A 20,483-nucleotide genomic window follows, 5' to 3' on the forward strand; every position below is an offset into this window, starting at 1 on the left:
GGGTGAAATAGTAAGTGTTTAAATTCCCAATTTTACAAAAAATTAAGCTAAACCGCCGCCATCAACAATTAAATCTGTACCTGTTACCCATTCTGACAAGTCACTGGCAAGGAATAAGACTCCTTTGGCAATATCCCTTGGTGTTCCAAGTCTTTCTAATGGCCGGCCTTTTGCAGAGGATACTAAAAAATCATCCTCCTTCAGCTGTAATTGCTTCGCTTCATCCCGTAATAATGGGGTATCAGTATCGCCCGGACAAATACAGTTCACTCGAATATTTTGTGGACCATGATCGATGGCCATTGCCTTTGTTAAATTTACAACTCCGGCTTTAGCGGCACAATAAGCAGCTGCCTGGTCTCCACCTTTTATTCCCCATCCAGAGCCGGTATTAATGATACTTCCACCGCCACTGCCAGCCATAAGCGGAATTAAATATTTGGAAAGGAGATAAATTCCTTTTAAGGAAACATCAATGACTAAATCCCAATCAGACTCCTCCAAATCAACAACTGTTTTTCTTCTGATCACACCAGCATTGTTAAAAAGGACATCGATGCTTCCGTAATTTTTTTCGATATAATCTCTCACAGTGATGCAATCGCTTCCATTACTTACATCACATTGTAAGAATTCCACCCGATAATCTTTCCTCTGTAACTCAGCCGCGGCCTTTTGACCGTTTTCTTGATTAATATCCACCAATATCACCTTAGCGCCAACTTCAGCTAAAATAGATACAGTAGCTAGTCCAATCCCTGATGCTCCTCCTGTTACGACACACACCTTATCCACTAAACCAAAATAATCTTGAGTGATCATCTTAAAACCTCCTGAAAATAAATTGATTTGATCTATAGTAGAAAATCTTTAACCCCTTTTTTATTTCCCCATATATTTCTCTGAGTCGATAACCGCCTTGTTCAATAATTCTTTTGCATCCTCTTCCTGCATGATGGCATTTATGGCAGATGATAAATTTTGATTAATTTCATCCCAATTCTTAGTCAGCAGATATCCTGGTGTAGCGTTCGATCGCTCTAGCATTTTGTAGAATGGTCCAAATAATGGGTCTTGATCTGTTTTCATGTCTTTCACCATACTGATTCGAACGGGTAAATCAGCTGTTCTCAATTTAATGGCTTCTGGGGAGGAGAAATATTTTACAAATTCCCATGCAAGATCTTTATTTTTTGAGTCCTTTGCAATCGAAATGGCCGAAGAAGAAATAACACCTTTAACTGTTTTTCCTTTAAATGCGGGCATTTCAACTGTTCCAAAGTTCACCTTAGCTTTTTTAAACTCTTCCAATGGCCAAATTCCGCTTTCCCACATGGCAATCTTGCCTTCCATAAAAACCTCTTCACCACTTTGTTGATTTTTACCGCCAACAAATACTGCGCTTTTTTCCTTGACCATTTCTGCAAATAGCTCGATCGATTCGATGGTTTCTGGGCTATTCATATAGCTGTCGATTTTCTTTCCATCCTCACTAATGAAGCTTGAGCCATTGCTCCATACAATGCCTTGGAGGTCATACGTATCTGGTTCTGGTCTTACCCCGAATCCATACTGCCCTAAAACAGGATTAGATAATTTTTTTGCAACACTTTTAAAGTCATCCCATGTCCACCCATCCTTTGGGTAAGGGACACCCGCGGCGTCAAATAAATCCTTGTTATAATAGACCACCCTTGTTGTAAAGCCTGCTGGCATTCCATACAGTTTCCGATACATAGTTGAATAGTTAAAGAGCCCTTGGTAAAAATCATTCAAGTCGATCGTCGGATCTCTTTTAATAAAATTTTCAAGTGGTTCAAGTGATTGAAAATAAACAGGATAATTCCACATATACATGACATCTGGAGGATTTTTTGCGCCAAATGCGGTAGCTAACTTTTGATCAAATTCATCACCATATGCCTCCATCTGCACCTTTATAAATGGATGTTTTTCTTCAAATTCTTTAGCAATCTTTTCTTGAATTTTTAGTGCTTCTCCAGAATCCCAGGTTGCAAAACGAAGGACTATTGTTTCGTTATTTTCCTTTACTGTTTGATCAGCCCTGCTGCTAGATTGGTGGTCTGAACAGGCAGCTATAACAAATACTAAAATGAGTGCCAGAAAAGTCGTCCTGAATTTCTTCATCACTAGTTCCTCTTTTTCTTTCAAGATATCAGAAACCGCTTTCATTATAACTTGAATGAAAGCGGCCTAGAACGTTAAATCATCTTCCTCTTTTTGCACTATTGTTTGAATTTTCGTTAAGTGATACATGATAGGGAAATTTTGTTAGCTCACATTCTGCTTTTTGTTCTGTCGATATTCCGAAGGTGTTTTTCCCATACATTTTTTAAACCATTTGCTAAAATATTTTCCATCCTGAATGCCTATTTTTTCACCAATATCTTGTAAAGGAAGCGAAGTATTTTCAAGAAGTTCACACGCAGCTTTGATTTTCAGCTTTTCTATAAAGGTAATAAAGCTTTCTCCAACTGTTTTTTTAAACATGGTGCTAAAATGACTTCGGCTTAACCCCACTTCATTGGCAATATAGCTGGATGAAAAAGATTTATCTAAATCTTGGATCATGATTTGAACAGCCTTATGAATGGGGAGTGGCCAATCCTCCATCGAAACCTTAAATTGTTTTTCAAATTTGAACCTTTTGAAAAGTTTTGTCACTCCATTCATCCATTCATTCATTCCTCGATTTGGCCCATGCTCCATCCAACGAATGGTGGAATTATTACTTCTAGCTTCAACTAGAAGATGTTCAAAATTTGCTTTTGACTTTTCCTGGATAAAAATAAAGGCTTGTTCATGCCCACAAGGAATCAAAACAAATTGCATTCCCCCACCAGATAGATTCTCCTGAAAAAACTCGCTGCTATTTAGTCCGTTAATTAAATAGATAACATATGGATTCTCCATCCAATTCCACTCATAAGTAAATAGTTCCCCAACGAGCTTGGGAAACGAATTTTCAAAGCCACATAACCATTCATAGAACTCCTTTGCGAGATAGGATGTGTCATAGGAATTCTGAACATTAGCATGATTAATTTCATGTTCAATGCGTCCAAGGTATTCTTCGAATTGATTGTCTTCAAAAGCTGTTTTTACTATGTAACCTGAAGCACCAATATTCATCCCTTCCTGTGCAAAAGTGAAGTCTCGATGGCAGCTCAGCAATAATATTTTAGTAGCTGGAGAATTCTGTTTTATGTTTCTAGCAAGCTCAATTCCATTCATTTCAGGCATGACAATATCGGTTACGACGACTTCAGGGCAATGCTGCTGAAAGAGCTCCCAAGCTTTTTGACCGTTAGGCGCCTCAGCAATTACCTCCATTCCAAATTTCTTCCAATCTACCGTTGCGATTAATCCTTTCCTAACAATGAATTCATCATCTGCAATCAATACCTTTATCATCAACGTTATCTCCTTTTCGGCCATTTAATGTGAAAGATTGTTTTCAACCCCACAACGGAGTCGATAGATAAGCCATACTCATTTCCAAAGTGAAGCCTTACACGTTGATGGACATTAAAAACACCTATTCCTTTCCCATTTACACCCTGATGTTTTGGATGGAGAAGCTTTTCAATGGTTTCTTCATTCATTCCTTTGCCGTTATCGGTTAAGGTAAGTTCTAGATACTCAGGTTGAGCGATAATCTCTAGTTCAATCCTTCCTTTTCCATCCTCAAACGCATGGAAAAAGGTATTTTCAAACAACGGCTGGAGGGTCATCCTTGGAATTAAATAGTCCAAACAGTCCGAATGAATAGTTTCTATATATTCAAATGTTTGGCCATAACGTATTTCTTGAACCTTTAAGTAATGTTTGATCGTCTGGAGTTCCTTTTTTAACGGAATTAACTCATCAGCAAAATTTAAATTTTCATGTAGAACCTCCGTTAAATGGTAGATCATCTCTTGAACTTCCTTTGCACCTAAGAGTCTTGCCTTCCATTGAATTGAGTTTAAGGTATTAAACAATAAATGAGGGTTAATTTGATAATGAAAAGCCTTTAATTCTGCTTGCCTTTTTAAACGTTCTGTCGTACTGATTTTCTCAATTAATCCCTTAATTTGATTGACCATATTATTAAAGCTTTGAGATAAAACTCCTAATTCATCATTAGAGGTAATGGTGATCTGTGTATCTAAGTTTCCTTCACTGACTCGCTTCATCGAGGAATTAAGACTTTTAATACCCTTCGTAAGCGGAACAGAAAATACGACAGCAAGCACCGATAAAAGTATGATTGAAAATAAAATAGCCACTAATGTATAACGTAAAATCACATTGGATGATTGATAATAATATTCTTGAGGTATGCGAACATGGATATCCCATCCATAGGCATCAAAGTGGTTGTTCCAGATAATATCTGATGTCAATTCCTTCGGAGCATTTTTTGTTTGATAGACTACCTGGTTCTTACCATTTTTAAGAGTGACAGAAGAGTGAAGCTCATTTTCTAAAAAACCAATATAAGAGAACAGCTCCTCCGCATTTGTTTCAACTAACAGTTTGCTTCCTTTCAATACCCCAAAATCACTTTGAATTGGAAAAACAAGCCCGATGATTTTTTCATCTTTTTTACCCGTGTAATAATGGTCAGAATTATAAAACCCTATCCAGAGATCTCCTTCTTTCAAGCGATTAATTTCTTTCCAAAACGGCTTTTGGAAAAGCTTATGTATATCCAAACGGTTATTTCCATAATAATAGCCTGTATTGGTAATTAAGTAGATTCCCTTTGTGTCATAGGTTTTATGTGCTTCTAAATATCTTTCAAAATTTTTGATTTCTATAAACCCTGTATAGGTTCTTGGGATTTCTTCCTGTAAGATGACCAAGGTTGGATCCGATAAATACTGATTAATATCTTTCGAAACGACATACATTTGCTCAAATATATTTTCAATTTGTTTATCTAGTTGAGAAACAGCAAATTGTTCATATTCATTAAATTGTTTATTCACAATTTCAGAAGACTTTCCATAGGATAGGAATCCAAATAACAGTAATGGAAGCAGGGCAACGATGAGAAAAAACAGTACCATTTTTGTACGAATGCTTTGAAAAGAAAAGCTTTTTATTTTCACTCCAAGTTTTTTCAACGTTTTTGCCACCTTGTAGAACAAATTGTGTGGACATAAAAAAGAAGAGTGTCCAGCACCCCCAGATAAGATTATTTCTTTTGAGGTGCTGAAGCACTTTCTCTTACAATCAACTTCGTATTTATCGTGATTTTCTTACTAACTTCTCTCTTTGATACTAGTCGCTCGAGCAGTAAATCCACAGAGGTTTCACCCATAATCTCTGTATATAATTTAACAGTCGTTAACGGGGGAACCATATATTGCGCAGTTGCGACATCATTAAATCCAACTATGCTCAAATCATCCGGGATTTTTATTCCTAGCTCAGAGGCAGCTTTATAGCATCCGACCGCAATCGTATCATTCGCAACAAAAACAGCTGTCGGCTTTGGATCGGCTGATAGCATTTCTCTTAGATTGGTATATCCATCCTTTGGATCATAGCCGCCAATTTTGACTAATTCCTCTTTGAAAATACCCTTTTCCTTTAGATAATTTTCAAACACATCCTGCCGTAAATCTTTAAAACGATTGCCGTACATATCGGTTTCAACCCCGCCTATAAAACCGATATTTTCATGACCTAATTGTGTTAAATAATTAAGAGCATTTTTGGTGGCAGAATTGAAATCAATCACAACCGAATCAAAATAATAATCGTCTGGGTTAGAATCAACAAAGACACATGGTTTTTTAAAACTCTTAATTTTTTCAATATCCTTTTTCTTAAAAGTCCCTAGGGCCAAGATTCCATCGATTTTCCGGAAATTGTCCCCGTTACCTTCCTTGTCAATCCTAACAAAATCAATGCTATTAGATTTCAGCTTTTTCTCTAAGGCAACCCTTATCGATAAGTAATAGGTATCTACTAGCTCTTCCTCGAGTGAGAAGGAATCGTAGAGCCCTATTTTCCACTTACTCTTAGGCTTTTTCTTCGGAGTTACTACATAGGCTAACTCCTCCGCCGCTTCAAAAATTCGCTTCCTAGTTTCTGGTGAGACATTTAATGTTTCATCGTAATTTAGTACTCTTGATACGGTAGTGATTGAAACATTAGCTAAATGGGCTATATCTTTTATCGTGGCCATTATTTCCCCCTACCTGCTAGTTATTTCTTTAAGTTTATTCTTTTTTAAAAAAGGTAATTTTGTTTCTGAAATGATGATGGCAACAAGAATGAGGATAGCACCAAGCACCATTTTTATCGTTATCGCTTCATCTAAAATCGCAACCGAAAACACCATTCCCCAAAACGATTCTGTTGAAAGAATAATCGCAGCCTTTGTTTCTGTTATCATTTTCTGAGCAACCGTTTGTAAGAGATAGCAAATCGTTGTTGAAAAAACACCAAGATAAAGGAGGGATAGTATACCTTCCTTTTGAACAACAAAGGATGTTTCTCCTTTGAATAAGACAACGATGACTCCGATGATTGCAGCCGTCATCATTTGCACAAGCGTTAATGAAACAGGATCTGTATCTTTTACATATTTAGCCGTATAAAAGATATGAAAAGCAAATCCAAAGGCACAGCCTAGTGTCAGCAAATCCCCAATATTAATCTCGGCAGAAAGTTTAAGTGATAATACCGCGATACCTATCATCGCTAACACAGCGCCCATAAGCTCATACATATCGATTTTTCGCTTATACATAAAAAATGCAATAAACGGTACAATCACAACATTAACAGCCGTTAAAAAGGCATTTTTTGAAGGGGTTGTAAATTGAAGTCCTACCGTTTGAAGCGCAAAGGCAAGATATAAAAAGATCCCCAATACTGCCCCTTTTATCATAGTACTTTTATCAATACTTTTCAGCCTTTTATGGAAAATAACGGTTAAAATGAGGGTACCAATCAAAAATCTCCCTGCTAAAATCTGGTAGGGCGTGAAGTGTTCCAGTGAGATCGCGCTGGCAACAAATCCACTTCCCCAAATAATCGCTGTAATCGTAAGGGCTATTTCTCCCATATACTTTTGCATTTAATCACCCCTAAGATTGTCTTCTAATAGAACGAGAAATACACTCGAAGTCCACGTAAAGGAGGTGTCCACTAACCCTGTTCCCGTATGGGGATCAAAGTTTTCCGCCATTCCTCCCACAAGGGTGAGGTCAAGAAACTTATCCCTTAATCGATTGCCCGTTTCTTCGTATCCATACCTTTTTAAAGAATCAATGAAGAGGTAGGTAACTGGAGCCCAAATTGGCCCAAGCCAATAACCATCTTCTTTATAATAGCTGCTATAAATACTTTCTGTTGCTAATCCATATCTAGTCTCGAAGTTTGCTTCCAAGTCAGCCACTAAGCGGTCCATCATACTTTTATCCAACCGATACCCAATGATAACTGGCAGCCTAAGAATTAAACTTGACCGTACCGTAATTTTCTCCGCATTTTTACCCACACGACCGTAAAAACCGACATCATCATAAAGTCTCTCCAGCAAAAGGGTAAACAAAGCGTCTGCTTTCGACACGAATCCTTCCGATTCTTCATTCTCACCCAAACGATTTGCAAAGGAAGAGAGGATATCGTACGTACGAATTAAAAAGCTGGCAAGGTCTGGTGCTTCAACAACCATCCCTTCATGAAATAAGGAAGCATTGTCCCAGCCAGAATCATTTCCATGTTTATAGTGGGGAAGCCGTCCTGGATAGATGCGATAGCTTTCAAAATAATTCATTACTTTTTTTGTCGATTCATAAACTGCTCTTAACCGCTGCTCATCCTTAAAGTAATCATTTCTTTCCATTAACTGTTCATAGATATAAGCAAATACCGGCGGCTTAATACAATTGTAGGAGATGAATTTATCATTGACAAAATCAGGATAAGCACCTGAAGCATCTTGATTGTCCATAAAAATCTTTAATTGGGCATAGGCGAGTTCAGGGTACTTTTCGCCTAAATTTAATGCATTAAAGCAGTTGTCCCACGACCAAATATTATACATCCACAGCTTTGACATGTACATCGCATAATCTTTTAATAGTCCATCCGGATGGACGACACTCGACCACGTAATGTAAGAAGCCCGTTCTACAGAAGGGAGATAGTTTGATTGAGTGTATCCCCTTTTCATCGTGTTAAACCATTCCTCATAGAGCCTTTCAACCTGAGCTTTTCCTTGGCTAAAAGTGAGGTATTCCTTCTTTTCATAAACAGTTCGATAGCTTTCAAGAACGAAATGACCATTTTTTAAGCGCATATCAATAAAATCATTGCCAATGATATTCCACGGGGCCTCAACAGACCATTCGCCTGTGAGGTTGATTATCATCAATTTTAATTCCTTCGGATAGATGTGGTATTCGTACATCCCATCTTCTATCTCCATGATAGAATCATATTTTACCTTTGTAGCTCTAAGCCGTAGTTCTACATCCCGCACGTCTATATGGAGTTCATCTTCTTCCGAAATGATGATTTCCGCAGCAATCTGTTCCGGCTGTTCCTTTAAAAAGAAGATTACACTGACCTCGGAAGCTCGGATCCCATATTCTTTTTCAACTCCATCTTTTACAAAATCTAGTTGAAAAAGTTTTGATGGCGCATCATCACCGCCATGCACATCTCTTATATAAACACTCTGGGAATCCTTTTCTTGAGAGACGCAAAAATAGGATCCAAATCTGGAAAATGGTATTTCTTTAATATCTAAATTCATCCTATTTCTCCTCGTTATTTAATGAGTAGCAGCTTTATCATTTCAAATAAGCAGGGTTGCCCCTGCTATCTGAAATTTTTATCGTACTCTGAAGTATTTGCTTTCTCCTACCAGCTGATCTTTGTGAACTCCTCTGATTTCCAACTGGATTTCAAAGTCTTCGACGCCAACGCGATAGGCTGGAAGTTGTTCCTCGCCACAGCTGTTGCTTCCAAGTCCGCTTTGTCGATAATCGATTGTTAACACATTGAATGGTGATTTTTTAATTTTCCCACGATGTGATGCTTCTTCTAATGCACTTGTTTCATAATCGTGGATCGTAAAATCCCTAATTTCCTTAAAATTAAATAAAATCGACTGTTCGCCCTTCGTTAGAGCTAAGAAAGAGGTATCACATCTTGAGCCATTTTCCTGTGGATAGACATAATCCGTGTGCATTTCCTCGATCGTTTTATGATAAAGACCAATACTTTGGCTTCTTTTACTATCTTGGTAGCTTTCCGAATCTCCTCTGCCATACCATGTCACACCATTGAACTCTTGGTTTACATGCATCGTCATTCCAATTCTCGGCAACAGTTCAGGAATGTCTTTTCCTCTAATCACTTTTCTGCCAGTAAGCTGAAGATTTAATGCACCATTTTGTGTAAGTTGATAGTGGTACTTCAGTTCAAAGCCCCACGCTTGATTCACACTGGAAAGATATTTTTTTATTTCAACATCTACATAGTCATCATGAACTTGATATCCGAAGGAAACCAATTGTTCCTTCGCATTTTTAAGAAAGTACTTATTGATCCAGTCGTCTTTCTTATACATATCATTATCAATAACAGCTCTCCAAAGCGTCAACTCAGGGCCCTTATTAATAATTTCTTCCCCATTCAGTTGATAGGAGACCAGCACACCATGAACCTTTGAAAAAACGGTTTTAACGAGATCGTTCTCAAGAATAAGCAGTGTTTGGTTTTCGTGAACGTTGATACTTTCATGATTGGTTTGTTTTTCTTTTACAACTACTTTTGTAACCTTTGTTGCTTCGAGCAAGAAGCTTTCACTGGTGATCAGATGACCTTCATTCGCATACAGCGTATTCTTTGGTTCTAAATACCGTAACCGGATGTGTGTCTCATCGTGTTTCAAGGCCTCTTCTAGATGAATAGGAAGAATGATTTCTATTTCCTCTTGTGCCCCTATGCTAGGAAGAGTCATCGTCTTTTCCTCTATTAGCTGATTAAAAGATTCCACCTGAATGTACAGTTGAATTCCCGCTAGGTTTCTAAAATCATATCTGTTTTTAATCTTAACCTTAAGCTCGGTTAGGTCCACAGCCTCTGTTACAATTGGTTCAATTACCTTTTTGTATTCGATCAATCCAGGTGATGGCGTCCGGTCCGGGAATACAAGGCCATCAATACAGAAGTTCCCGTTTGTTGGGAAATCGCCATAATTGCCGCCATACAGATAATAAGTATTTCCTTCCTCATCTATTCGTTCAATGCCATGATCATACCATTCCCAGACAAATCCACCCTGTAAACGCGGATATTTTCTCATTACTTCTTGGTATTCAGTGAGCCCGCCAGGACCATTTCCCATCGCATGGCCATATTCACATAGGATATGCGGCTTTTTCCCTTCCGCATCCTGACCGATTTCTTCAAGCGCCTTTAATCGAGTGTACATGGTCGTGTACATATCACTATAAGCCGCATGGCGATCCCCTTCATAATGCACAAGTCGAGTAGGATCGATTTCCTTGATTGCTTGATACATCGCTGTAAAGTTTCTGCCTTGACCAGATTCATTGCCTAACGACCAAATGATCACACTTGGATGATTTCGATCTCTTTTTACCATTCGTACAGCCCGGTCTACATACTGATTTTCCCATAATTCATTGTCACTAATCCAGTTATAATTCCCTGTATTTTCAAAACCATGGCATTCAAGATCAGTTTCATCAATCACGTAGAGACCATATTCATCACAAAGATCATAAAACACATCATTATTCGGATAATGCGCCGTTCTGACCGCATTGATATTATGCTTTTTCATTAAAAGTACATCCTGAAGCATATCCTCATAGGTAACGGTCCTGCCCATTTTCGGATTAAAATCATGACGGTTTACACCGTTAAAAAAGATCCTTTTCCCGTTCACCCTGATTTCATTGTCGGTAATAGCAATCGAACGGACGCCAAATCGTATAGGAACAAGCTCACGTTCGCCATTCGCTAATGAATACTCAAGGACCGCCATATAAAGATTAGGTTCCTCGGCATTCCAAAGGTTTGGATTTACCAGTTCTCTTTCCACTTGGAATTCGCCATTGATGACCTCTGCAGCAAATTGATCGATTTCCGTCCCTTGATATAAGAGCTTCACGGTCAGTCCTGAAACGTGACTCGAAGCAAACTTCCCAGCAACTTTTAGCGTAAAATCTTTAAACTCTTGATCTGGCAATGTATCGACGGTGACATCAAGAAGCGTATCTTGATGAACTCGATATAATTCGACGCTTCTAAAAATACCAGATAGCCACCACATATCTTGATCTTCTAAATAGGTTCCATCTGAAAATTGGTAAACCCTAACGGTTAAGCGATTGGAACCATTCCGAAGATAAGCAGTTACGTCAAACTCCGATGGCAATCTAGAGACTTTGCTAAAGCCGGCATGCTGACCGTTCACATAGAAATCATAAGCAGAATCGACACCGTTAAACTTGATGATGATTTTTTCATTTTCCTGTATCTCTTCTATTTGAATATCTTTGAAATAGATTCCTGTTGGATTTTCCTGCGGTACAAATGGCGGATTAATTGGAAATGGATATAAGACATCTGTGTAATGCATATTTCCATAACCCTTTAACTGCCAACAAGAAGGTACTTCGATTTCATCTAAACGATCAATATCGAATTCTTCTGTTTCAAAGCCTTCTGGTGAAAATTCAGGAGCTTCTAAGAATAGAAACTTCCAATCTCCATCTAGTGAAGTATATCCCTTACTATTTTCTTTTTTATATTGTAACGCTTCATTAAATGCACGGTATCTGTAAAAATCAGTGTGTGCCGGAAGCCTGTTTAGTGCTGTTAGATGGATATTTTCCCATCTTTTCATTTCACGTTGCATGTCATCTTCCTCCGAACTTTATTACTTGATCGAACCGCTGATACCCTCGACAATATATTTCTGTGCAAAGGCAAAAACGATTACTGGCGGAATAATCATCACGAGTGTCATCGCCATAATAGGAATAATTTGAAGCTCATGTACACCTTGGAAAGAAGCAAGGCCAAGTGCCATCGTATATTTGGATTGGTCATTTAAATAAATCAACGGTCCTAGGTAGTCATTCCAAACCAAAATGATATTTAGGACAGCGATCAAGGTTAATGGTGCCTTCATAATAGGAAGGAAAATTTTATAAAAAATTTGAAACTCATTTGCTCCATCAATTCTCGCTGCATTTTCTAAATCTTTAGGAATGTTCATTAAAAACTGTCTGAGCAAAAAGATATTGTACGCTGACCCAAAGAAGGCCGGGACAATTAATGGTTTTAATGTATTGATCCAGCCAAACATGTTGAATTCCATATAAAGTGGAATCATCGTAACGTCCCATGGAATCATCATGGTTGATAAAAGTAACATAAAGAGAATATTCTTATACTTAAAGTCGTACCTTGCAAAGCCATATGCCACTAAGGAACAAGAGATCAGTTGCCCGATGGTCGTTAACACCGTCACAATCATTGAGTTCTTAAAATACGTTCCAAACGGCTGGCTGTTCCAAGCATCCATAAAGTTACTAAATAGTGGTACGTCCGGGATAAACGTTGGTGGAAAGCTAAATACTTCCGTTTCCGATTTAAGTGCAGTAATCAATGCCCAGATAAAAGGAAAAAGGAAATAAAGAGAAAAGAGGACAAGAATGCTATACATAATGATTTTGTATTTTCGCGTCATCTTCATTTCTTTTTACCTCTCTTTTTTTCCGTTTTGACCTCAGCCTCATAGAATACCCATGCAGATGATGATTTGAAAATTAACATCGTCAATAGAAGAATAATGATAAACATAAACCAAGCATTTGCACTGGCATAGCCGAGTTCATGATGTTTAAATGCGTTGTTATAGACAAATAGTCCATAAAAATAGGTTGATTTCAACGGACCGCCGCCTGTTAATAACAGCACTAACGTTAATTGCTGTAATGCAGCAATGACAGAAGTGATGACATTGAATAGGATTGTTGGGGTAATCGTCGGTATGGTAATACTAATGAATTGTCTGATTGGACCTGCGCCATCAATCGCAGCAGCTTCGTACATTTCTTGTGGAATTCCTTTAATATCCGTATAGAAGATCAACATCATCGTACCGACTCCCCAAGCACTTGCAATCACAATCGTTACGATTGCCCACTTAGGATCAATCAGCCAGTTCGGTCCCTCTATACCAAGTAAAGATAATATATAATTTAAAACTCCATACTCAGAGTTAAACATCCAACCCCATATAATAGACACCGCTACACCGGAAACAACTGCCGGGAGATAGAAGATTGTCCTGAATATCTTAATTCCTTTAATAGGCTGAGTGATAAGTAGTGCCAGCACTAAAGCAACCAAGAGGTTTAGTGGAACAAATATTAACGCAAACTTCAACGTGATCCAGAGAGAATCATAGAACTGGGGGTCGGCCGTAAACATCTTAGTAAAGTTATCAAATCCAACAAATTTTGCTTCCCCTGCAATTGGCCAATCAAACAAACTCATGATTAATGAAAAAACTAAAGGTCCTAATGTAAAAACGATAAAACCGATAATCCACGGTAAAATAAACAAAAAGGGCACTCTTTTACGAACTAATGTAAATTTCTTTTGTTTGTTCTTTTTAGTAAACATATATTTCCCTCTTAATGGTTTGACCTCTTTCAAAAATATGGCTGTGTTAAACATGGCTGTTGATTTGCGCTACAGTCGCTACGCTTTCCGCGGGCTCGCCGTGAGCCTCCTCGGTCGTTCCGACCTGTGGGGTCTCACTCTACTCGTACATCCCGCAGGAGTCGAGCGCCTTTCGCTCCAATCAACAGGTTCTAAAATCAACAGTATCCATTAACACAGCCAAAAATATAAAAATGTGAGTATATCACGTTGCCATGATATACTCATTTTTCAAATCAACCTACTTAACAACACTGTTTAAGGCTTTTTCAGGGTCGACACGTGTACTTGGATTAAATATTTGTTCAAATACTAAACTTAAATCATCAGACAACTTGCTCCAGTCTTCGGTCACAAATGATGTTGGGTTATAGCCTTCACTTTGCTCAAGCATTGAATAAAAGACACTCTTAATTGGATCTTCTTGAAGCTTTTCAGATTCAACTACACTTTTTAACACTGGAAGTTCAAAGGAAAGTCTTTCTTTATTTGCCTGTTCTCCTGTCCAAAACTCCATAAATTTAAATGCTGCTTCTTTATGCTTAGAATCCTTTGACATCGCAATCCCTGAAGAACTTACGATACTTGCACTTGGGTTATCACCAAACGACGGGATTTCAACTACACCATAGTTGATACCAGCCTCTTTGAATGCTTCAAGATACCACGCACCGTTAATAAACATTCCTACTCGGCCGGATTTCATTTCGGTATCGCCCCAGCCTTCTGTGGTAATAGCAATTTCCTCTTTTAACATGTTTTGGAACATATTGAAGGTTTCAATTGATTTTTTCGAATTCAAACTGCCATCTATGTTGCCTTTGCTATCTACATATGAAGCACCATTGCCCCATAAATACATTTCAAAATCATAGGGATCAGGTTTACCTGGGAAAGCAAAACCAGTAATTTTCTTTTCTTTATTTGTTAGCTTCTTAGCTGTTTCCTGTAAATCTTCCCATGTCCAGCCAGCTTGAGGATACTCAATTCCTGCTGCATCAAATAAATCTTTATTATAGTAAACAACATGCGTCGTATAACCTACAGGGAGCCCGTAAGTATCACCATCAACCGCATTATAATTCCATAACGCTTCATAGAAATTGCCTTTATACTCTTCCCCTTTATCTTCTATATAAGAGTCAAGCGGTTCTAAGGCATCCTTGTATTGAGGGTAATTCCACATATACATAATATCTGGAGCATCTTTCGCGCCAATACCAGCAGTAATTTTTGTATCATATTCACCGCCGTACGCTTCCAAAACTACTTCAATATCACTATTTTCTTTATTAAATTGATCAATTAATCCTTGTTGCAGGTCGACATCATCGCCTACGTCCCAAGTCGCAAACCTTAACTTAACTTTGCCATCTGCAGCTTCCTTTCCGGCCTTATCGGTTGAGCTGCTGCAAGCGGATAAAAGCAGTGTTGCTATAATAGTAAAAAGGAAAAACAATTTCATTTTCTTTGAAACTTTCATTCTATCCCTCCTAGCTGTTTATAGGATTATTATAATAGCGATTTTACTAAAAGTAAAGGCTTTCATATATTATTTTACTAAAAATATATTAGTGTTTTGGTAATTATTAGATTTCTATCTTTTGGTAAAATTCCCCTCTATAAATAGCGTAAAATAATGGTGTTTAATTGGAATAATATTGGGTTCTGAACAGGTTAATAGGTTTTACACTTAAAAGCGATCGAATATGAATCTAATAGTTTATGAGATTCTTTGTCTGTATTTTAGTAAAATCTGAGAATAATCTAATAAAAAGGCTGTGTTAAAGGATACTGTTGATTTTAGAATCTGTTGATTGGAGCGAAAGGGGCTCGACTCCTGCGGGATGCACGAGCTGAGTGAGACCCCGCAGACGCGAAGCGGCGAGGAGGCTCACGGGTGAGCCCGCGGAAAGCGTAGCCCCTGTAGCGTAAATCAACAGCCTAGTTTAACACAGCCAATAAAAAAAAGACGATTCGCGGGAGACGATTCATCTTTTTTAAGAGCAATTTACCATTCTACACCCTGTGTCTCGAGTGTTTTACGTAATCGTTTGATGGCCTGATTATGAAGCTGTGAGATGCGGGATTTATGTAATCCAAAAACTTTACTTACGTCTGTGAAGCTTAAATTTTCGAAGTATATGAGTGCCAAAATGAGCTTTTCCCTTTCTGGGAGGGTGTCAATCAAGTCCGCTAAGGCTTTTTTTCGTTCCTTTGCCTCGAGCCATTCATCCTGCTTAATCGATTTGTTGTCCTCAATTTGTTGAACTGCTGCATTTTCTTCCAAGCTTTTCGGTTCGTCTAATGAGTCTTGATGTATAAAGGATAGCTGTAATTGTGTTTGTTCATATTCTTTCATACTTATTCCCATATGCTCGCTGACCTCCTTCGGGGTGGGACGGCGCATGTAGGACTGTTCTAAGGTGTCCAAGGCATTCCGGAAGGTCTTCTCTTTTTTTCTTAATGTACGGGATACATGGTCATTTTGTCGTATTCCATCAAGAATTTCGCCACGAATCCGCTGAGCCGCATAGGTTTCAAATTTAATTCCTTGTGTAGGATCAAATTTTTTGCCTGCATCCCATAAACCTGTCATTCCATAAGAAATGAGGTCATTTTCATCCGCTGCGTCCGATAGGCTTCTTTTCATATGTCTAACAACTCTATGAACCAATGGAATATATTGATCCATTGCCTCTTCTGCATTCCAATTCACTCTATATTCCCCTTCCCAAACATTATGACCTTAGCATTCTTGAAAAATTTCGAATAAACCCCTTTATACCTTTGTGTTCTTGTGGCACCGTGTTACCTGACACAAATCTTTCAGCTAAATTTCTTAGCGTCAACGAAGCAGCAGCTCGTGGAAAGGCGATATAAAAAGGAACTTGTTTCAGTACAGATTGCATAACAGCGGCGTCATCCGGAATCGCTCCGAAGATCTTTATTTCTTTCTTTAAGAAAGATTGGACCGCTAACTTGAATTTACTTGCAACCTCAATTCCTTCTTTTTCGCGTGCTACACGATTAACAACCAGATGAAATGTTAATTCAGGATTTTGACTATGCAATATTTTCACAACGGAATAAGCGTCGGCGATTGCAGTCGGTTCTGGCGTGGTAAGAAGGATAATGTCATCCGCTGATAGATGACATTGCTGTGATTCCATCGTTAAACCAGCACCCGTATCAATCAGAATAATATCAGCATAGCCATGAAGTTTTTCTAACTCTTGGAAAAAAAACTGTCTTTCATCATCCTGTAATTGAAGAAGTTGTTGAAATCCAGAACCCCCAGCAAGGTATTCCAATCCATTCGGTCCTTTTTCTAATACACTCCAAATGCTATTCCGTTCCCTGATCATGTCCCACAAGTGATGCTTTGGAGTCGTCCCCATTAAAATATCTAAGTTTGCCATGCCAATATCGAGATCGATCACAACTACTTTCTTTCCCAGCTCCATTAAACTAAGCGCGAAACTTAAGGTGAAGTTTGATTTCCCCACGCCGCCCTTACCGGAGGCAATCGTGACAACACGGGAAGTCCGTCCTTGGCTAACTAGTGAGTTAGATAATTGTCTTAATTGGTGTGCCTGATCCTGCTTCATTCTCATCTACTCCTAGTATCTTTTTTGCCATAAAAAGGGGGTCTGTCTGCATAATATCCTGAGGTACTCCTTGTCCTAAACTCACATAGGTCAAAGGATACGGATAGTGATAGACCATATTAAGAGCCACACCGTAGCAGCTCGTTTCATCCCACTTTGTTAAAATAAGCTTATCAATCGGGACAGATTTCATATGTTCAACGATCTTCCGCATATCTCTCCACCGGGTTGTCATACTTAGAACTAAATAATTTTCTTGTGGGGCGTCGAAACGCAAATATTGATTGATTTCTTCAATATATTCTTCCTCTAGATAATTTCGGCCGGCACTATCCATAAAAATCATATGGCAGTCTTTCAAGGCCGCCATCGCTTTTTGCAAATCGTTTGGATTGGAAACGACTTCTAACGGGATATTCAAAATCCCAGCGTACGTTTTCAACTGCTCCACTGCGGCAATTCGATAGGTATCGGTCGTCAACAATCCAACCTTCTGCCTTTGTTGAAAAACACGCGCCGCCGCTAACTTGGCAATGGTGGTTGTTTTACCTACACCAGTAGGTCCTACTAAGGTAATCAGAAACGAACGAGATTCTGTATCTTTTGCTTTTCCTTCTTCAAAAAGCTGTTCAATAATCGCTAAGAAGCATTGCTCAATTTCTTTAGCAGATAGGTTTTGAATCTGCTTCATTTTCACTTTTTTTACGATATATTGAATCACTTCTTCGTCGACTTCTTGCTCCCGAAGGCGAAGCACCCACTTTTCCACCGCCGTCGGTATCGTTTTCTGTTCTTCCTTTACGATGGCACTTATTAATCCCTTTACTTCGGACAGCTCTTTCAATACTTCTATCTGGGAGTCATTTGCCGGTTTTTCGACTTGGACAGCCATTTCCTGGCGAGCCGGCTTTTCTGCATAGTGGTCGGCTGCGGCAACTACTTCTATCTGTTTTTTACGGAAAAGCCCGAAAAAGCCTCCTGTCCTTATGGTCTTCGTATTTAGGATGAACGCCTCTTTTCCTAAATCCTGAAAGATGATTGGGTATGCTTCTGCTACGTTTTTGACTACATACGTTTTAATGATCATAGATTTACCACTCCAACACTCTGCACCTCGACATTTGGTTCCAACTCGTTATACGATAGGATTGGGATGTCAGCTAAGGTCCGTTCCATCATTTGCCGTACATACATCCGAATCCCCGCTGAAGTTAAGATAATGGGTCGGATTCCTAGTTGAGACATTTGCTCAATTTTTTGCGAAAAGGAATGAATCATTTGGTTCGAAGATTCCGGGTCAATGGTAAGAACATCTCCTTGCTCTGTCCGTTGGATCGAATCAGCTAATTTCTTTTCAATTCCTGCTCCGACCTGAATTGCGTGAACCACGCCATTCCGTACATATTGGGACGTTAATTGTCGAGCTAAGGCTTGTCTTACGTATTCCGTTAGGATGTCAGGATTTTTTGTATAGACCGAATAATCTGCAAGTGCTTCAAATATGGAGGTAAGGCTTCTGATCGAAACATTCTCCTTTAATAGCTTTTGTAGCACTTTCTGAACATCACCAACAGAAAGGATATTCGGAATTAACTCCTCAACTAAGGATGGCTGGTTTTCTTTCACATGATTAATTAATTGTGTCGTTTCTTCACGTCCTAAAATTTCATGAGCAAATTTGCGAATCGTTTCTGAAAGATGGGTGCTGACAATTGAAGAAGGGTCGATGACGGTATAGCCAAATAGCTCTGCATCATCTCGCTTGTCCTCTGTAATCCATAACGCAGGCAGTCCAAATGTCGGCTCTACCGTTTCAATTCCATCGATTCCATGTTCTTCATCATTAGGATTTAGCATCAAGAAATGGTCTAATAAAATCTCACCCTTAGCTACTTCATTTCCTTTTATTTTTATCACGTACTCATTATGGTGGAGCTGGATATTATCACGAATGCGAATGACAGGAACCACTAATCCTAAATCCAACGCAATTTGCCGGCGAATCGCAACAACCCGATCCAATAAATCTCCGCCTTGATTGACATCTGCGAGCATAATAAGACCAATCCCAAATTCGAACTCAATCGGATCCTCTCTCAGTAAGGCAAATACATTTTCTGGCTTGCGAACGGCTTCAATCTCTTGTTCCGTTTGTGTACTTTCAATCGCTTCCTCTTGTTTTGTGCGCTTCGTTTGAATAGAATACGCAGCAAAAGCGAGTAATCCAGCAATACCCCATGTAAGAAATATTCCAATTGGTGTTACGATACCGAGCAAGGCAATACATCCTGCTACAATATACAAAAGGCTTGGGTATGCGGACATTTGCTCCGTTAAATCATCACCAAGATTACCCTCAGAAGCTGCTCTCGTTACCATAATCCCTGTTGCCGTCGAAATTAACAGTGCGGGGATCTGACTCACCAGTCCATCACCAACAGATAATAGTGTAAATGTATTGATAGCTTGCGAAAAATCCATGCCGTGCATGGTCATTCCAATGATAAATCCACCTATAATATTAATAATTAGAATTATAATGCCTGCGATCGCATCGCCTTTTACAAATTTACTTGCACCATCCATCGAACCGTAAAAATCCGCTTCTCGTTCGACTTTGCTTCTTCTTAGACGCGCTTCCTGATCGTTAATCACTCCCGTATTTAAATCAGCATCAATGCTCATTTGTTTTCCGGGCATAGCATCTAACGTAAAGCGGGCCGCCACTTCCGCTACCCGTTCTGAACCCTTAGTAATTACAATGAATTGAACAATCACTAGGATTAAAAAGACAATAAATCCTACAACCATATTTCCGCCAATGACAAAGTCACCAAACGTTTCAATAACTGCTCCAGCCTTTGCTGTTGAAAGGATGATCCGTGTGCTGGATACATTCAAAGCAAGACGAAAGAGAGTTGTCAGCAATAGAAGGGCAGGAAAGATTGAGAAATCTAGCGGTTCTTTGGTGTTCATGGTAATTAATAGAATCATAATCGAGATCGATAGATTAATGATCAGTAATATATCTAAAAGAAACGTCGGTAATGGGATCACCATCATCGCAACGATCATGATGACGGCGAGCAATACTCCGAGATTTTTTAAACTCACAACACCACCTCC

General features: G+C 38.8%; 15 protein-coding genes. All 15 read right to left on the reverse strand.

Features of this window, described 5'->3' with window-relative positions; all coding sequences use genetic code 11:
* Positions 1 to 42: 42 nt before the first annotated feature.
* On the reverse strand, positions 43 to 822 hold the full coding sequence (locus V7124_RS08060) for an SDR family NAD(P)-dependent oxidoreductase (protein WP_335487844.1): 780 nt from the start codon (positions 820 to 822) through the stop codon (positions 43 to 45).
* 60 nt (positions 823 to 882) lie between these two features.
* Entirely contained in the window at positions 883 to 2,148 is a 1,266-nt protein-coding gene (locus V7124_RS08065) for a sugar ABC transporter substrate-binding protein (protein ID WP_335487922.1), read from the reverse strand.
* A 144-nt stretch (positions 2,149 to 2,292) separates the two neighbouring features.
* Positions 2,293 to 3,435 carry a response regulator transcription factor gene (locus tag V7124_RS08070; protein ID WP_335487846.1) on the reverse strand — a complete coding sequence of 381 codons (1,143 nt, stop codon included), beginning with the start codon at positions 3,433 to 3,435 and terminating at the stop codon, positions 2,293 to 2,295.
* Positions 3,436 to 3,440: 5 nt separating this feature from the next.
* Entirely contained in the window at positions 3,441 to 5,135 is a 1,695-nt protein-coding gene (locus V7124_RS08075) for a sensor histidine kinase (protein WP_335487850.1), read from the reverse strand.
* A gap of 71 nt (positions 5,136 to 5,206) precedes the next feature.
* Positions 5,207 to 6,205, reverse strand: coding sequence for a LacI family DNA-binding transcriptional regulator (locus tag V7124_RS08080; protein WP_335487853.1), 999 nt, complete (start codon positions 6,203 to 6,205; stop codon positions 5,207 to 5,209).
* Between the two features lie 9 nt (positions 6,206 to 6,214).
* Positions 6,215 to 7,102 carry a DMT family transporter gene (locus V7124_RS08085; protein WP_335412137.1) on the reverse strand — a complete coding sequence of 296 codons (888 nt, stop codon included), beginning with the start codon at positions 7,100 to 7,102 and terminating at the stop codon, positions 6,215 to 6,217.
* Positions 7,103 to 8,788 (reverse strand): amylo-alpha-1,6-glucosidase, encoded by a 1,686-nt coding sequence (locus tag V7124_RS08090; RefSeq protein WP_335487856.1) that lies wholly within the window; start codon positions 8,786 to 8,788, stop codon positions 7,103 to 7,105.
* 78 nt (positions 8,789 to 8,866) lie between these two features.
* The gene (locus tag V7124_RS08095) at positions 8,867 to 11,929 is read right to left on the reverse strand and encodes a glycoside hydrolase family 2 TIM barrel-domain containing protein (RefSeq protein WP_335487859.1); all 3,063 of its coding nucleotides are present in this window, start codon (positions 11,927 to 11,929) and stop codon (positions 8,867 to 8,869) included.
* A 21-nt stretch (positions 11,930 to 11,950) separates the two neighbouring features.
* Positions 11,951 to 12,772, reverse strand: a complete 822-nt coding sequence (locus tag V7124_RS08100) for a carbohydrate ABC transporter permease (RefSeq protein WP_335487861.1) — start codon at positions 12,770 to 12,772, stop codon at positions 11,951 to 11,953.
* On the reverse strand, positions 12,769 to 13,707 hold the full coding sequence (locus V7124_RS08105; protein WP_335412150.1) for a carbohydrate ABC transporter permease: 939 nt from the start codon (positions 13,705 to 13,707) through the stop codon (positions 12,769 to 12,771). Before V7124_RS08105 ends, V7124_RS08100 begins: the two co-directional genes overlap by 4 nt.
* Positions 13,708 to 13,987: 280 nt before the next feature.
* Entirely contained in the window at positions 13,988 to 15,229 is a 1,242-nt protein-coding gene (locus V7124_RS08110) for an ABC transporter substrate-binding protein (RefSeq protein ID WP_335487864.1), read from the reverse strand.
* A gap of 528 nt (positions 15,230 to 15,757) precedes the next feature.
* Positions 15,758 to 16,465, reverse strand: coding sequence for a sigma-70 family RNA polymerase sigma factor (locus V7124_RS08115; RefSeq protein ID WP_335487866.1), 708 nt, complete (start codon positions 16,463 to 16,465; stop codon positions 15,758 to 15,760).
* 22 nt (positions 16,466 to 16,487) lie between these two features.
* Positions 16,488 to 17,357: a MinD/ParA family protein gene (locus V7124_RS08120; RefSeq protein ID WP_335487869.1), complete on the reverse strand. Its 870-nt coding sequence runs from the start codon at positions 17,355 to 17,357 to the stop codon at positions 16,488 to 16,490.
* The gene (flhF, locus tag V7124_RS08125; RefSeq protein ID WP_335487872.1) at positions 17,317 to 18,444 is read right to left on the reverse strand and encodes a flagellar biosynthesis protein FlhF; all 1,128 of its coding nucleotides are present in this window, start codon (positions 18,442 to 18,444) and stop codon (positions 17,317 to 17,319) included. The genes V7124_RS08120 and flhF overlap by 41 nt, the downstream gene beginning before the upstream one ends.
* A complete protein-coding gene (gene flhA / locus V7124_RS08130) occupies positions 18,441 to 20,471 on the reverse strand; it encodes a flagellar biosynthesis protein FlhA (RefSeq protein ID WP_335412165.1) in 2,031 nt (676 codons plus the stop codon). The genes flhF and flhA overlap by 4 nt, the downstream gene beginning before the upstream one ends.
* Positions 20,472 to 20,483: the final 12 nt, after the last annotated feature.

Origin of the sequence: Neobacillus niacini (genome assembly GCF_036961885.1) — a bacterium.
In the GTDB taxonomy this organism is placed as follows: Bacteria; Bacillota; Bacilli; order Bacillales; family Cytobacillaceae; genus Neobacillus; species Neobacillus niacini_H.

Excerpts from the sequence above, each read along its gene's own strand:
- flhF (WP_335487872.1), bottom strand. The coding sequence starts at position 18,444 with ATGATCATTAAAACGTATGTAGTCAAAAACGTAGCAGAAGCATACCCA.
- V7124_RS08100 (WP_335487861.1), bottom strand. The coding sequence starts at position 12,772 with ATGAAGATGACGCGAAAATACAAAATCATTATGTATAGCATTCTTGTC.
- V7124_RS08080 (WP_335487853.1), bottom strand. The coding sequence starts at position 6,205 with ATGGCCACGATAAAAGATATAGCCCATTTAGCTAATGTTTCAATCACT.
- V7124_RS08065 (WP_335487922.1), bottom strand. The coding sequence starts at position 2,148 with ATGAAGAAATTCAGGACGACTTTTCTGGCACTCATTTTAGTATTTGTT.
- V7124_RS08110 (WP_335487864.1), bottom strand. The coding sequence starts at position 15,229 with ATGAAAGTTTCAAAGAAAATGAAATTGTTTTTCCTTTTTACTATTATA.
- V7124_RS08090 (WP_335487856.1), bottom strand. The coding sequence starts at position 8,788 with ATGAATTTAGATATTAAAGAAATACCATTTTCCAGATTTGGATCCTAT.
- V7124_RS08105 (WP_335412150.1), bottom strand. The coding sequence starts at position 13,707 with ATGTTTACTAAAAAGAACAAACAAAAGAAATTTACATTAGTTCGTAAA.
- V7124_RS08120 (WP_335487869.1), bottom strand. The coding sequence starts at position 17,357 with ATGAAGCAGGATCAGGCACACCAATTAAGACAATTATCTAACTCACTA.
- V7124_RS08095 (WP_335487859.1), bottom strand. The coding sequence starts at position 11,929 with ATGCAACGTGAAATGAAAAGATGGGAAAATATCCATCTAACAGCACTA.
- V7124_RS08085 (WP_335412137.1), bottom strand. The coding sequence starts at position 7,102 with ATGCAAAAGTATATGGGAGAAATAGCCCTTACGATTACAGCGATTATT.
- V7124_RS08070 (WP_335487846.1), bottom strand. The coding sequence starts at position 3,435 with ATGATAAAGGTATTGATTGCAGATGATGAATTCATTGTTAGGAAAGGA.
- V7124_RS08060 (WP_335487844.1), bottom strand. The coding sequence starts at position 822 with ATGATCACTCAAGATTATTTTGGTTTAGTGGATAAGGTGTGTGTCGTA.